The sequence below is a fragment of the Pseudomonas sp. YQ_6 genome (genome assembly GCF_043103245.1).
GTDB lineage: Bacteria > Pseudomonadota > Gammaproteobacteria > Pseudomonadales > Pseudomonadaceae > Aquipseudomonas > Aquipseudomonas alloputida.
Genome location: NZ_JBICJR010000057.1, coordinates 24,588 through 37,001, shown reverse-complemented (window position 1 = coordinate 37,001; position 12,414 = coordinate 24,588). Strand labels below are relative to the sequence as shown.

General features: G+C 60.6%; 12 protein-coding genes. 9 read left to right on the top strand and 3 right to left on the bottom strand.

Annotated features, from left to right (window positions below):
• Positions 1 to 38 precede the first annotated feature (38 nt).
• Positions 39 to 452, top strand: a complete 414-nt coding sequence (locus ACF8FG_RS20110) for a YbaN family protein (protein WP_014589854.1) — start codon at positions 39 to 41, stop codon at positions 450 to 452.
• Here the strand turns inward: ACF8FG_RS20110 and arcD (ACF8FG_RS20105) are convergent.
• A complete protein-coding gene (arcD, locus tag ACF8FG_RS20105) occupies positions 432 to 1,859 on the bottom strand; it encodes an arginine-ornithine antiporter (RefSeq protein ID WP_003255067.1) in 1,428 nt (475 codons plus the stop codon). The two genes, ACF8FG_RS20110 and arcD (ACF8FG_RS20105), sit on opposite strands and share 21 nt — an antisense overlap.
• 436 nt (positions 1,860 to 2,295) lie before the next feature.
• Between arcD (ACF8FG_RS20105) and arcD (ACF8FG_RS20100) the strand changes: the two genes are divergently transcribed.
• From arcD (ACF8FG_RS20100) to gltS, 7 genes are all read left to right on the top strand, one after another.
• Complete coding sequence (gene arcD, locus ACF8FG_RS20100) at positions 2,296 to 3,723, top strand: arginine-ornithine antiporter (protein WP_014589853.1); 1,428 nt, start codon at positions 2,296 to 2,298, stop codon at positions 3,721 to 3,723.
• Positions 3,724 to 3,756: 33 nt separating this feature from the next.
• Positions 3,757 to 5,010 carry an arginine deiminase gene (arcA, locus tag ACF8FG_RS20095; RefSeq protein WP_014589852.1) on the top strand — a complete coding sequence of 418 codons (1,254 nt, stop codon included), beginning with the start codon at positions 3,757 to 3,759 and terminating at the stop codon, positions 5,008 to 5,010.
• A 69-nt stretch (positions 5,011 to 5,079) separates the two neighbouring features.
• A complete protein-coding gene (locus ACF8FG_RS20090) occupies positions 5,080 to 6,090 on the top strand; it encodes an ornithine carbamoyltransferase (protein WP_003255074.1) in 1,011 nt (336 codons plus the stop codon).
• 181 nt (positions 6,091 to 6,271) lie between these two features.
• Complete coding sequence (gene arcC / locus ACF8FG_RS20085) at positions 6,272 to 7,201, top strand: carbamate kinase (RefSeq protein ID WP_014589851.1); 930 nt, start codon at positions 6,272 to 6,274, stop codon at positions 7,199 to 7,201.
• A 56-nt stretch (positions 7,202 to 7,257) separates the two neighbouring features.
• Complete coding sequence (locus tag ACF8FG_RS20080) at positions 7,258 to 7,626, top strand: DUF5064 family protein (protein WP_014589850.1); 369 nt, start codon at positions 7,258 to 7,260, stop codon at positions 7,624 to 7,626.
• A 140-nt stretch (positions 7,627 to 7,766) separates the two neighbouring features.
• A complete protein-coding gene (locus ACF8FG_RS20075) occupies positions 7,767 to 9,275 on the top strand; it encodes a sigma-54-dependent transcriptional regulator (RefSeq protein WP_003255078.1) in 1,509 nt (502 codons plus the stop codon).
• Positions 9,276 to 9,402: 127 nt separating this feature from the next.
• Entirely contained in the window at positions 9,403 to 10,608 is a 1,206-nt protein-coding gene (gene gltS, locus ACF8FG_RS20070) for a sodium/glutamate symporter (protein WP_014589849.1), read from the top strand.
• 77 nt (positions 10,609 to 10,685) lie between these two features.
• On the opposite strand, the gene ACF8FG_RS20065 is transcribed toward gltS, so the two are convergent.
• Both ACF8FG_RS20065 and ACF8FG_RS20060 read right to left on the bottom strand, forming a co-directional pair.
• Positions 10,686 to 11,327, bottom strand: coding sequence for a DUF1109 domain-containing protein (locus tag ACF8FG_RS20065; RefSeq protein WP_318081813.1), 642 nt, complete (start codon positions 11,325 to 11,327; stop codon positions 10,686 to 10,688).
• Positions 11,317 to 11,901 carry a sigma-70 family RNA polymerase sigma factor gene (locus ACF8FG_RS20060; protein ID WP_318081814.1) on the bottom strand — a complete coding sequence of 195 codons (585 nt, stop codon included), beginning with the start codon at positions 11,899 to 11,901 and terminating at the stop codon, positions 11,317 to 11,319. Before ACF8FG_RS20060 ends, ACF8FG_RS20065 begins: the two co-directional genes overlap by 11 nt.
• Before the next feature lie 223 nt (positions 11,902 to 12,124).
• On the opposite strand from ACF8FG_RS20060, the gene ACF8FG_RS20055 reads away from it, so the two are divergent.
• The gene (locus ACF8FG_RS20055) at positions 12,125 to 12,412 is read left to right on the top strand and encodes a DUF2282 domain-containing protein (protein WP_010952179.1); all 288 of its coding nucleotides are present in this window, start codon (positions 12,125 to 12,127) and stop codon (positions 12,410 to 12,412) included.
• Positions 12,413 to 12,414: the final 2 nt, after the last annotated feature.

The window sequence follows — 12,414 nt, the reverse complement described above, 5'->3', positions numbered from 1 at the left end:
ACCCCTCCGGTGGCCGAACCGTTTTATGCAGTGAGAACATGACCCTACCAGCCCGCTCGAAACTCGCCCGCCTGTTGTATGCAATCCTGGCTTACGTGAGCCTCGGGGTGGGCCTGGTCGCCATTGTGATTCCTGGCTTGCCGACCACCGAGTTCATCCTGCTGGCCGCCTGGGCCGCCACGCGCAGCTCACCGCGCCTGTCGGCATGGCTGGAGAACCACCGGCTGTTCGGGCCAATTCTGCATAACTGGCGCAACGGCAAGGTGATCCAGCGCCGCGCCAAGGTCAGCGCAACCATCAGCATGCTGCTGTGCGCGGGCTTGATGCTGACCTTTCTGGAACACCACTGGCCGGTATTCCTGGCAATCGCCGGCATGACCCTGGGCAACCTGTGGATCTGGTCACGCCCGGAACACGCCTGCCCTGCCCCGTCACAAGCTCAGCAGCCCTGAATACAAGGCGTAGGCCGCCAGCGCGGCACCCACCAGCACGGCGGCGAAAATCAGCTTTTCCCAGGCCGTGAACAACGTCTGCCCCTGCTCATGCTTGGCCCTCGCGAACAAGATGACGCCGGGGGCGTACAGCAGCGCCGAAAGCAGCAGGTACTTGAGCCCGCCGGCATACAGCAGCCACACGGCATACAGCAGGGCAACCAGCGCCACCAGCAAGTCCTTGCGCCGCAACCTCGGCTGCCCGGCATAGGTTTCTGCGCGCATCGCCAGCAACACGGCATACGCCGCAGACCACAGGTAGGGCACCAGGATCATCGACGAGGCCAGGTAGATCAGACTGGTGTACGTACCGGCGGAGAACAGCGTAATCAGCAGGAAACCCTGAATCATGCAGTTGGTCAGCCACAGGGCGTTAGCCGGCACATGGTTGGCGTTTTCCTTGGCCAGAAAGCGCGGCATGGTCTTGTCCCGCGCCGTGGCGTAAAGGATTTCGGCACACAGCAGCGCCCATGAAAGCAAAGCGCCAAGCAGCGAGACCGCCAGGCCGAGGCTGATCAGCAAGGCGCCCCAGGGACCGACGATATGCTCCAGCACCGAGGCCAGCGAGGGGTTCTGCAGCCCGGCCAGTTCCGGTTGGGTCATGATGCCCAGCGACAACACGTTGACCAGCACCAGCAGCGCCAGCACACCCAGAAAACCGATGACCGTGGCCTTGCCCACGTCTGACCGACGCTGGGCGCGCCCGGAATACACGCTGGCACCCTCTATGCCGATGAACACGAACACGGTCACCAGCATCATGTTGCGCACCTGCTCCAGCACGCTGCCGAATTGTGGGTTGCTCAAGCCCCAGATATCCCGGGTGAAGATATCGGCGCGGAAGGCAAATGCAGCGATCACCACGAAAATGAGCAAAGGCACCACTTTGGCGACGGTGGTGACCTGGTTGATGAAGGCCGCCTCCTTGATGCCGCGCAGTACCAGGAAGTGCACCGACCACAGCAGCAGCGAGGCACAACCGATGGCGATGGGTGTATTGCCTTCGCCAAACACCGGGAAGTAGAAACCCAGCGTGCTGAACAGCAGTACGAAGTAGCCGACGTTGCCCAACCAGGCGCTGATCCAATAGCCCCAAGCCGAGGAAAAGCCCATGTACTCGCCAAAGCCGGCCTTGGCGTAGGCATATACCCCTGAGTCCAGTTCCGGCTTGCGGTTGGCCAGGGTCTGGAACACGAAGGCCAGGGCCAACATGCCGACGGCGGTGATCCCCCAGCCGATCAGCACTGCACCCACATCGGCACGCGCGGCCATGTTCTGCGGCAGCGAGAAGATACCGCCGCCAATCATCGACCCGACCACCAGTGCGATCAGCGCGCCCAGGCGCAGCTTCTGTCCCGGTTCGCTCATGAGCCTCCCTTTCTTCGAGCCCTGTCATGCGTTTGAAACAGCCTTGCGGGCTATATGAATAGCGTTACTTATACTGAAGCCGTGCGTTCAACCTATATCACTCATAACTGCTTTGTCTATGTGCCTGCTCTCTCAAAACTAGCAGCAGTCCGGCAACTAGAAAAGAAACGGATAAAACTCGAAATTCTTGTGGAAAATTTGCGAAAGCGGCAAAAGCAGCTAGTTTCAAGCATCGCAGGCTGAACAGAGCGTTTGCTCTAGAAGGACATGGAGGTGCCAGTACGCAAGGCCTGCAGCTCAAGCTGTCGGCATTCTCCAGGAGCACCCGTGAAGGAAATTTCCTACCTTCACGTCGCCTTAAACTGACGCAAGTCAGGTCAAGGCAAAGGCGTCGGATCTATTCTGTCGTCAACTTTCTCCTGGCAGGAGTTGTTAAATGTCTGATTCATCCGGAAAACTAAAGCTCGGCGCGTTAGTTGCACTTGTCGTCGGCTCGATGATTGGCGGCGGTATCTTCTCGCTGCCACAAAACATGGCCGCCAGCGCAGGGGTTGGGGCCGTGCTGATCGGCTGGGGGATCACTGCCGTCGGCATGCTGACCCTGGCCTTCGTGTTTCAGACCCTGGCCAACCGCAAGCCCGACCTGGATGGCGGGGTGTATGCCTATGCCAAGGCTGGCTTCGGCGACTACATGGGCTTTTCCTCGGCCTGGGGCTACTGGATCAGTGCCTGGCTGGGCAACGTCGGCTACTTCGTGCTGCTGTTCAGCACCCTGGGTTACTTCTTCCCGATCTTCGGTGAAGGCAACACCCCAGCCGCCATCATTGGCGCATCGATCCTGTTGTGGGCGGTGCACTTCCTGGTACTGCGCGGCATCAAGGAAGCGGCGTTCATCAACCTGGTCACCACTGTGGCCAAAGTGGTGCCGCTGGTGCTGTTCGCCCTGATCTGCCTGTTCGCCTTCAGGCTCGACATCTTCACCGCCGATATCTGGGCCGTAGGCACGCCAGAGCTTGGCAGTGTCATGAACCAGGTGCGCAACATGATGCTGGTCACCGTGTGGGTGTTCATTGGCATCGAGGGCGCAAGCATCTTCTCGTCCCGTGCGGAAAAGCGCTCTGACGTGGGCAAGGCCACGGTCATCGGCTTCATTACCGTGCTGCTGTTCCTGGTGCTGGTCAACGTGCTGTCGCTGGGCATCATGACCCAACCGGAGCTGGCCAAACTGCAGAACCCGTCGATGGCTGCCGTGCTGGAACATGTGGTCGGCCACTGGGGCGCGGTGCTGATCAGCGTCGGCTTGATCATCTCGCTGCTGGGAGCCCTGTTGTCATGGGTGCTGCTGTGCGCCGAGATCATGTTCGCCGCCGCCAAGGACCACACCATGCCGGAGTTCCTGCGCCGCGAAAATGCCAACCAGGTACCGGCCAACGCCCTGTGGCTGACCAACGCCATGGTGCAGATCTTTCTGGTAATCACGCTGTTCTCAAGCAGCACCTACCTGTCCCTGATCTACCTGGCCACCTCGATGATCCTGGTGCCCTACCTGTGGTCGGCAGCCTATGCGTTCCTGCTGGCACTGCGCAGCGAAACCTACGAGCAGGCCCTGGCCGAACGCAAGAAGGACCTGATCATTGGTGGTATCGCCCTGCTGTACGCCATCTGGCTGCTGTACGCCGGCGGCGTGAAATACCTGCTGCTCTCTGCCCTGCTCTACGCACCTGGCGCCATCCTGTTCGCCAAGGCCAAGCGTGAGGTGGGCAAACCGGTCTTCACCAACGTGGAAAAACTGATCTTCGCAGCCGTGGTCATTGGCGCCCTGGTGGCAGCCTTTGGCCTGTATGACGGCTTCCTGACCCTTTGACCCACGTCTTCGCTCAATTGGAGGAATGAAACCATGTCCGCTGAAAAACAGAAGTACGGTGTCCACTCCGAAGCCGGCAAACTGCGCAAAGTGATGGTTTGCGCCCCAGGCCTGGCGCACAAGCGCCTGACGCCGAGCAACTGTGACGAACTGCTGTTCGACGACGTGATCTGGGTCGACCAGGCCAAGCGTGACCATTTCGACTTCGTCACCAAGATGCGCGAGCGTGGTGTGGATGTGCTGGAGATGCACAACCTGCTGACCGATATCGTGCAGAACAAAGAGGCCCTCAAGTGGATCCTCGACCGCAAGATCACCCCTGACACCGTCGGCGTAGGCCTGACCAACGAAGTGCGCAGCTGGCTCGAAGGCCTGGAGCCACGCCACCTGGCCGAATTCCTGATCGGCGGCGTGGCGGGCCAGGACCTGCCACAGAGCGAAGGCGCCGATGTCGTGAAGATGTACAACGACTACCTGGGCCACTCCAGCTTCATCCTGCCACCACTGCCCAACACCCAGTTCACACGCGACACCACCTGCTGGATCTACGGCGGCGTGACGTTGAACCCGATGTACTGGCCGGCACGTCGCCAGGAAACCCTGTTGACCACCGCCATCTACAAGTTCCACAAGGAGTTCACCGAGGCCGACTTCCAGGTGTGGTATGGCGACCCGGACAAGGACCATGGCAATGCCACGCTCGAAGGCGGTGATGTGATGCCGATCGGCAATGGCATCGTGCTGATCGGCATGGGCGAGCGCACCTCACGCCAGGCCATCGGCCAGCTGGCGCAAAACCTGTTCGCCAAGGGCGCCGTCAAGGAAGTGATCGTCGCAGGCCTGCCAAAGTCCCGCGCCGCCATGCACCTGGACACTGTATTCAGCTTCTGCGACCGCGACCTGGTCACGGTCTTCCCGGAAGTGGTGAAAGAGATTGTGCCATTCATCATCCGCCCGGACGAAAGCAAGCCTTACGGCATGGATGTACGCCGCATCAACAAGTCGTTCATCGAAGTGGTGGGCGAGCAACTGGGCGTCCAGCTGCGCGTGGTCGAGACCGGCGGCAACAGCTTCGCCGCCGAGCGCGAACAGTGGGATGACGGTAACAACGTGGTGGCCATCGAGCCGGGCGTGGTCATTGGCTACGACCGCAACACCTACACCAACACCCTGCTGCGCAAGGCCGGCATCGAAGTCATCACCATCAGCGCCGGCGAACTGGGCCGGGGCCGTGGCGGCGGCCACTGCATGACCTGCCCTATCGTGCGCGACCCGATCGACTACTAACGACCATTACGCCCGGCCGCACCCATGAAGTGGCGGCCGGGACATCACCGAACTCAAGGAGAAACTGTCATGGCGTTCAACATTCACAACCGCAACTTGCTCAGCCTGGAACACCACACCACCCGTGAGTTGCGCTACCTGCTGGACCTGTCCCGCGACCTCAAGCGCGCCAAGTACACGGGCACCGAGCAGCAGCACCTGAAGGGCAACAACATCGCCCTGATCTTCGAAAAAACCTCCACCCGTACCCGTTGTGCCTTCGAAGTAGCAGCCTATGACCAAGGCGCCAACGTCACCTACATCGACCCCAACTCCTCGCAGATTGGCCACAAGGAAAGCATGAAGGACACCGCCCGTGTGCTCGGGCGCATGTATGACGCCATCGAGTACCGTGGCTTCAAGCAGGAAATCGTCGAAGAGTTGGCCAAGTTCGCCGGCGTACCGGTGTTCAACGGCCTGACCGACGAATACCACCCGACCCAGATGATCGCCGACGTGCTGACCATGCGTGAGCACAGCGACAAGCCACTGCACGACATCAGCTACGCCTACCTGGGCGATGCGCGCAACAACATGGGCAACTCGCTGCTGCTGATCGGCGCCAAGCTGGGCATGGATGTGCGCATCGCCGCGCCCAAGGCACTGTGGCCACATGACGACCTGGTCGAGCGCTGCAAGCAGTACGCTGAAGAAAGCGGCGCACGCATTACCCTCACCGAAGACCCGAAAGCCGCGGTCAAGGGTGTCGACTTTGTCCATACCGACGTGTGGGTATCGATGGGCGAGCCGATCGAAGCCTGGGGTGAGCGCATCAAGCAGCTCAAGCCTTATCAGGTGAATGCCGAACTGATGAAGTCCACCGGTAACCCACGGACCAAGTTCATGCACTGCCTGCCGGCATTCCACAACTCCGACACCAAGGTAGGCAAGCAGATCGCCGAACAATACCCGGACCTGGCCAACGGCATCGAAGTGACCGATGACGTGTTCGAATCGCCAGCGTGCATCGCCTTCGAGCAGGCGGAAAACCGCATGCACACGATCAAGGCGATCCTGGTATCGACCCTGGCTGATCTGTAAGGGCTGTCTCGACAGCGCGGCCACCCCGCCCTTGTGTGTGTAGGAGCGGGTTCACCCGCGAAGGCGTCGGCAGCTCCAACAGCTTTACCTGGGCTGACGCATTCGCGGGTAAACCCGCTCCTACACCTGGGAGCGGTACGGTCCGAGAGCAGCGTCCCCTCTTTCACCAAAGGACATTACCATGCGTATCGTTGTTGCATTGGGCGGCAACGCCCTGCTTCGTCGCGGCGAGCCCATGACCGCTGACAACCAGCGCGCCAATATCCGCACCGCCACCGAACAGATCGCCAAGATTCACCCTGGCAACGAGCTGGTCATCGCCCACGGCAACGGCCCGCAAGTGGGTCTGCTGTCGCTTCAGGCCCTGTCGTACAAGCCAGACGAGGCCTACCCGCTGGACGTGCTGGGTGCCGAGACCGAGGGCATGATCGGTTACATGATCGAACAGGAACTGGGCAACCTGCTGGCCTTCGAGGTGCCATTCGCCACCTTGCTCACCCAAGTGGAAGTGGATGCCAACGACCCGGCCTTCAAGGATCCGACCAAATTCATCGGCCCGGTCTACAGCAAGGAAGAGGCCGAGCGCCTGGCCAAGGAGAAGGGCTGGGTGGTCAAGGCCGACGGCGACAAGTACCGCCGCGTGGTAGCCAGCCCGAAACCCAAGCGCATCTTCGAAATTCGCCCTATCAAGTGGCTGCTGGAAAAAAGCAGCATCGTGATTTGCGCAGGCGGTGGCGGCATCCCCACCATGTACGATGAAAACCGCAAGCTCAAAGGCATCGAGGCGGTGATCGACAAAGACCTGTGCTCGGCGCTGCTGGCCGAGCAATTGGAAGCCGACCTTCTGATTATCGCCACTGACGTCGATGCAGCCTACATTGACTGGGGCAAACCGACGCAGAAGGCTATCGCCCAGGCCCACCCGGACGCGCTGGAAACGCTGGGGTTTGCCGCCGGCTCCATGGGGCCGAAGGTGCAGGCCGCCTGCGACTTTGCCCGCAACACCGGTAAGGTGGCGGTGATCAGTTCGCTGGAGAACATCGAAGACATCGTCAAAGGCACTGCCGGCACTCGGGTTTCCACCGCGAAGCCGGGGATCAGCTACCGTTGAATGCAGTCGGCGGGCTTACGCGGCCCGCCATTTTCGACCTTCCAAAGGAGATAGCCATGGCCCAGTATCACTCCGGTCATGTACACATCGAGCGCACTGCGCTGAACAACGCCGACCACAGCTATGACCTGAATATCGAGTACGAGGCCGTGTCGGACCCCAAGGAAGGCAGAGGTATTCAGTTCCACATGCATGGAAGCATTGAAGGCAAGCCAGTGGAAGAAAAGTTCTTCCTGGCCAAGGACCAGGTCCTGCCCAGCTTCCTCATGCTACTGACCCGCAAGGCGCAGTCGTATCTGGCGCCGCCGAAGAAATTCGAGACCCTGAGTTCGCCGCACAAGCTCTATGACCATATGTTCGCGGACATTCGCGAAAAGCTCGATGTGAAATCGGGCGACCCGATCAAACCTGAACATCTGGAGTGACCCTTTTCGCGAGCAAGCCTGCCCCTACAGCAGCAACCCTGTGGGAGCGGGCACGCCCGCGAATGCGCCACCGCCAACCTTGGGCCTGACACCCGTCTCAGGGCATACTGGCGGCCTCCATTGCCAACTGTTCGAACCCCATGCGCATCCACGTCAGCTTCATCGACCGCGTCGGCATCACCCAGGAAGTTCTCGCCCTGCTTGGTGCGCGCAACCTCAACCTGGACGCCGTGGAGATGGTCCCGCCGAACGTCTACATCGACGCCCCCACCCTCAGCCCCGCCGTACTTGAAGAACTGCACGACGCGCTGTTCGAAGTACACGGCGTGCAATCGGTGGACGTGGTCGACATCCTCCCCGGCCAGCGCCGCCACCTACAGCTCGATGCCCTGCTGGCCGCCATGAGCGACCCAGTGCTGGCGGTAGACAGCGCAGGCCTGGTGCTGTTGGCCAACCCGGCGCTGATCGAACTGTGCGGCCGCGAATCTGCCGGGCGCTCGGTAGGTGAGCTGTTTGGCGACCCCGCGCTGCTGCAAGCGCTGCTGGACAACAACTTCCACCTGCCCATGCGCGAAATGCAGCTGAACGGCCATAGCCTGCTGCTGGACGCCATGCCGATTACCAACGCCGGTGGCCTGCTGACGCTGTACCCCCCCTCGCGTATGGGCGAACGCCTGTCGGCCCTGCACCACGACCACGCTGAAGGCTTCGATGCCTTGCTGGGCGAGTCGCCGGCCATCCGCACCCTCAAAGCCCGTGCCTTACGCGTGGCTGCGCTCGATGCACCGCTGCTGGTGCACGGCGAGACCGGCACCGGCAAAGAACTGGTAGCCCGCGCCTGCCATGCCGTCAGCAGCCGCCACGCGGCCCCGTTCCTGGCCCTGAACTGCGCAGCGCTGCCCGAGAGCCTGGCCGAAAGCGAGCTGTTCGGCTACGCGCCGGGGGCCTTTACCGGTGCGCAACGAGGTGGCAAGCCTGGGCTGATGGAACTGGCCAACCAGGGCACCGTGTTTCTCGATGAAATTGGTGAAATGTCGCCATACCTGCAGGCCAAGCTGCTGCGTTTTCTCAGCGATGGCAGCTTCCGCCGGGTGGGTGGCGACCGCGAAGTGAAGGTGGATGTGCGCATCATCAGCGCCACCCACCGCGATCTGGAGCGCATGGTCGCCGAAGGCAGCTTCCGCGAAGACCTGTTCTACCGTCTGAACGTGCTTAACCTGGAGGTACCGCCGCTTCGCGACCGTGGCCAGGACATCCTGATGCTGGCGCACTTCTTCATGCAGCAGGCGTGCACGCAGATCCAGCGCCCAGCCTGTCGGCTGACCCCCTCCACTCATTCGGCACTGCTGGCCAACCCTTGGCCGGGCAATGTGCGCCAGTTGCAGAACGTGATCTTCCGCGCTGCGGCGATCTGCGAGGGCAACCTGGTGGATATCGGCGACCTGGACATCGCCGGCACCTCGGTGGCACGCGGGCAAGATGGCGAAGTGGCCAGCCTGGAACAGGCTGTAGGTGATTTCGAGCGCGAACTGTTACAGCGCTTATACGCCAGCTACCCGTCAACACGGCAACTGGCCGGGCGCTTGCAAACTTCGCACACGGCTATCGCGCAGAGGCTGCGTAAATATGGAATACCCGGGAAACCATAACGACTGTGGTCAAAACCCATAATTGAATCGGACTTTTCCTAGCCGCTCAGCCACATTTGACTGGAGTGCTCCCCGTAGAATGGCGACATTGTAATTTTGCTTGTCACCTTGAACGAAGAGTACCCTGATGTTCGAACTCGATTTTTACGGGACACTTGTAGCCGCCTCTTTGGTACTGCTACTGGGACGCGGCCTGGTCGCACGCATTGGTTTCCTGCGCGCATACAATATCCCGGAGCCTGTTGCAGGCGGCCTGGTCGTTGCCTTGTCACTCCTGGCATTGCGCAGTTTCGATGTACACGTCCAATTTGATACCTCGTTGCAAACACCGTTGATGCTGGCATTCTTCGCTACCATCGGCTTGAGTGCAGACTTCGCAAGCCTGAAGAAGGGTGGACGGGTGGTCGCCGTATTCCTTCTGGTGGTGACGGGTTTGCTAATGGTTCAGAACGCCATGGGCATCGGCCTGGCAACAGCATTGGGGCTCGACCCGCTGATGGGCCTGCTGGCCGGTTCGATCAGCTTGTCGGGTGGCCACGGCACAGGCGCTGCCTGGGGCGCGACTTTCACCGAGCGGTTCGGCCTGGCTTCGGCTTCGGAACTGGCAATGGCCTCTGCCACTTTCGGCCTGGTGTTGGGCGGTTTGATTGGTGGTCCAGTCGCCCGGTTGCTGATCAAACGGGTCGAAACGCCTGGGGTGCAAGAAGAAGCACCGCAGTTACCCAAGGGCTTTGAACAACCGGACAGAGAGCGCCTGATCACCTCGTTTTCATTTATAGAAACTCTGGCACTTATTGCTGTCAGCTTACTGACCGGTACATTACTTAATGGCTTGTTGAAAGGCACAGCATTCGAACTGCCGACATTTGTTTGCGTACTCTTCGTCGGCGTGCTGTTACGCAATGGGCTTCGGGCTTTAGGCGTTTACAAAGTATTCGAACGGGAAGTGTCGGTACTGGGCAATGTGAGTTTGTCCCTGTTTCTGGCCATTGCCTTGATGTCGCTCAAGTTGTGGGACCTGGCAGCCCTGGCATTACCCTTCTTTACTTTGTTGGCCGCACAGACACTGGTCATGGCGCTGTTCGCAATCTTCGTGACGTTCAAGGTAATGGGGCGCAACTACGATGCAGCAGTCCTGGCTGCCGGCCACTGTGGCTTCGGCCTGGGTGCTACACCGACAGCCATCGCCAACATGCAAGCGGTGACACAACGCTATGGGGCCTCGCACCTCGCCTTCCTGGTGGTGCCGATGGTGGGGGCGTTCTTCATCGACATCATCAATGTCATCGTGATCAAGCTGTACCTGGCATTGCCCTGGTTTGTTGCGGGTTAAACGAGGTCACTAGCCTTTGAAGACAGGGCAGGCAATCAGAACGTCGTTCTGAGTTGCGTGGGGCCTGCCGGCACAGCCTACCAACGCAGCATACGGGGGCCCCACCAGGTACCAAACACCGTCGGCACGAGCATGCCGAGGACATACCACACACCCCAGAACGGCACGCCCATTTCCGGGCAATGCAGGCAGTAGGCCACCGTTGCGCTCGAGCCCGCCAGCAGGCCACCGGCAGCACCTGCCAGCCGCAAGCGGGTGGGCGCCAGGCCTTTCAGCGCCCAGAACACGGTGACAAAGGCCGGCACCGACAACAACGCGATATTCAGTGCGCAGGTACGCCATGTGCGCCCGAACAACAGTTCGGCGCGCGCATCCACAGGCGCCCCGGCGATACTGACCGCCGCCCCGCACCAAACCAGCAGCAGTGGCAAGCCAAGCATTTTCCAGCCTGCAGCGCCCTTCCCTCCTGGCCTGGCCAAGCGGCTCGTCAACCACAGCCCGATCAACGCCAAGCTGGTTGGAAAGGCGACTTTGCCCCAGAACAGCGGGGTTTGTGCGACCTCTGTGATATCACTGCGTACACCGTAAAGGGTAATAGTCAGCAGCAGTGCTGCGGTCAGCCCGCCCAGCACAGCCACTGCCATCCGCCTGCTAACGGCGTGGCGCGGCACTGGCCCTTCGCCTGCGGCCAGCAAGGCAATCAAATCGTCAGTCTTCATGGTTGTTGGCTCCTCCAATCAGCCTGGATAGCGCTTTCAGACCTCGATGTATCCCAACCTTTACCGCTGAACTGGAAAGCCCGGTAAGTTGTGCCGTCTCTTCGACAGACAACCCCTCCAGCTTGACATGAACAATCGGCAGTCGTTGCCGCTCTGGCAGTTGCTTGAGCAACTTGGTCAGGTCTCGGCTGGCCTCGGTTGATTCAACCTCCGAGACGGCAAACAGTTGCGCATCATCATCCAGCACATCATGCCGGGCGTCGCGACGTGAAACACTTCGCAGATGATCCGCCAGCTTGTAACGGGCGATCGCCTGCACCCAAGCAGTCAAAGGCTGCTGCGGCAGGTAAGTGTGGCGCGCGTTATGTACCGCCAGCAGCACATCCTGCACCATGTCCTCTATCTCGGCCGGGCGCCTGCTCAGACGGCTGCGCAGAAACGCACGTACATGCAGCGCAAGCATGCCAAGAAAATCCTGATAGGCCAGCTGGTCGCCTGTCAGCCCCCGAAGCAACAGTGCTTTCAATCGGGCCTCGCGAGCCTCGAGCTCATCCTGTGAGTTAGTTCGCTGCATGGGTCGCCTGGGTTACACCCTGAATACAATTGACTTGATTCATCCGCTCCCGGCGTGTGGCACGCAGGTGCTGCAAATATGCCATGCCCTTGGCCTCGACATCAGCTTGTGAAGACAGGCCCTGAAAAAAATTCTCCCAAGGCTGTAACCCTTTTTACGCGAGGCACGAATTACTCCATGAGCCGCCGGTATAGACCACGGCCACACTCTCAGGAGATTGACCATGAAAACCCTCGCCCTCACCACCGCAGCGCTCGCGCTTGCCACGCTTGCAGGCGCCGCCATGGCGGCCGACAGCACGCAACCCGCAGGCAATGGCGCTGCCATGGAAAAATGCTACGGCGTCGCCATGGCAGGAAAGAACGATTGCAAGGCCGGCGCCGGCACCAGCTGCGCTGGCAGTGCGAAGAAGGACTACGACGGCATGCACTGGAAAAACGTCCCCGCCGGCACCTGCACATCGATCAAGACACCCGCCGGCATGGGCTCGCTGACACCTATCAAGTCTTGATC

Bases quoted from the DNA above. Each gene is read 5' to 3' on its own strand.
- ACF8FG_RS20110 (WP_014589854.1), top strand. From the start codon at position 39: ATGACCCTACCAGCCCGCTCGAAACTCGCCCGCCTGTTGTATGCAATC.
- arcD (WP_003255067.1), bottom strand. From the start codon at position 1,859: ATGAGCGAACCGGGACAGAAGCTGCGCCTGGGCGCGCTGATCGCACTG.
- arcD (WP_014589853.1), top strand. From the start codon at position 2,296: ATGTCTGATTCATCCGGAAAACTAAAGCTCGGCGCGTTAGTTGCACTT.
- arcA (WP_014589852.1), top strand. From the start codon at position 3,757: ATGTCCGCTGAAAAACAGAAGTACGGTGTCCACTCCGAAGCCGGCAAA.
- ACF8FG_RS20090 (WP_003255074.1), top strand. From the start codon at position 5,080: ATGGCGTTCAACATTCACAACCGCAACTTGCTCAGCCTGGAACACCAC.
- arcC (WP_014589851.1), top strand. From the start codon at position 6,272: ATGCGTATCGTTGTTGCATTGGGCGGCAACGCCCTGCTTCGTCGCGGC.
- ACF8FG_RS20080 (WP_014589850.1), top strand. From the start codon at position 7,258: ATGGCCCAGTATCACTCCGGTCATGTACACATCGAGCGCACTGCGCTG.
- ACF8FG_RS20075 (WP_003255078.1), top strand. From the start codon at position 7,767: ATGCGCATCCACGTCAGCTTCATCGACCGCGTCGGCATCACCCAGGAA.
- gltS (WP_014589849.1), top strand. From the start codon at position 9,403: ATGTTCGAACTCGATTTTTACGGGACACTTGTAGCCGCCTCTTTGGTA.
- ACF8FG_RS20065 (WP_318081813.1), bottom strand. From the start codon at position 11,327: ATGAAGACTGACGATTTGATTGCCTTGCTGGCCGCAGGCGAAGGGCCA.
- ACF8FG_RS20060 (WP_318081814.1), bottom strand. From the start codon at position 11,901: ATGCAGCGAACTAACTCACAGGATGAGCTCGAGGCTCGCGAGGCCCGA.
- ACF8FG_RS20055 (WP_010952179.1), top strand. From the start codon at position 12,125: ATGAAAACCCTCGCCCTCACCACCGCAGCGCTCGCGCTTGCCACGCTT.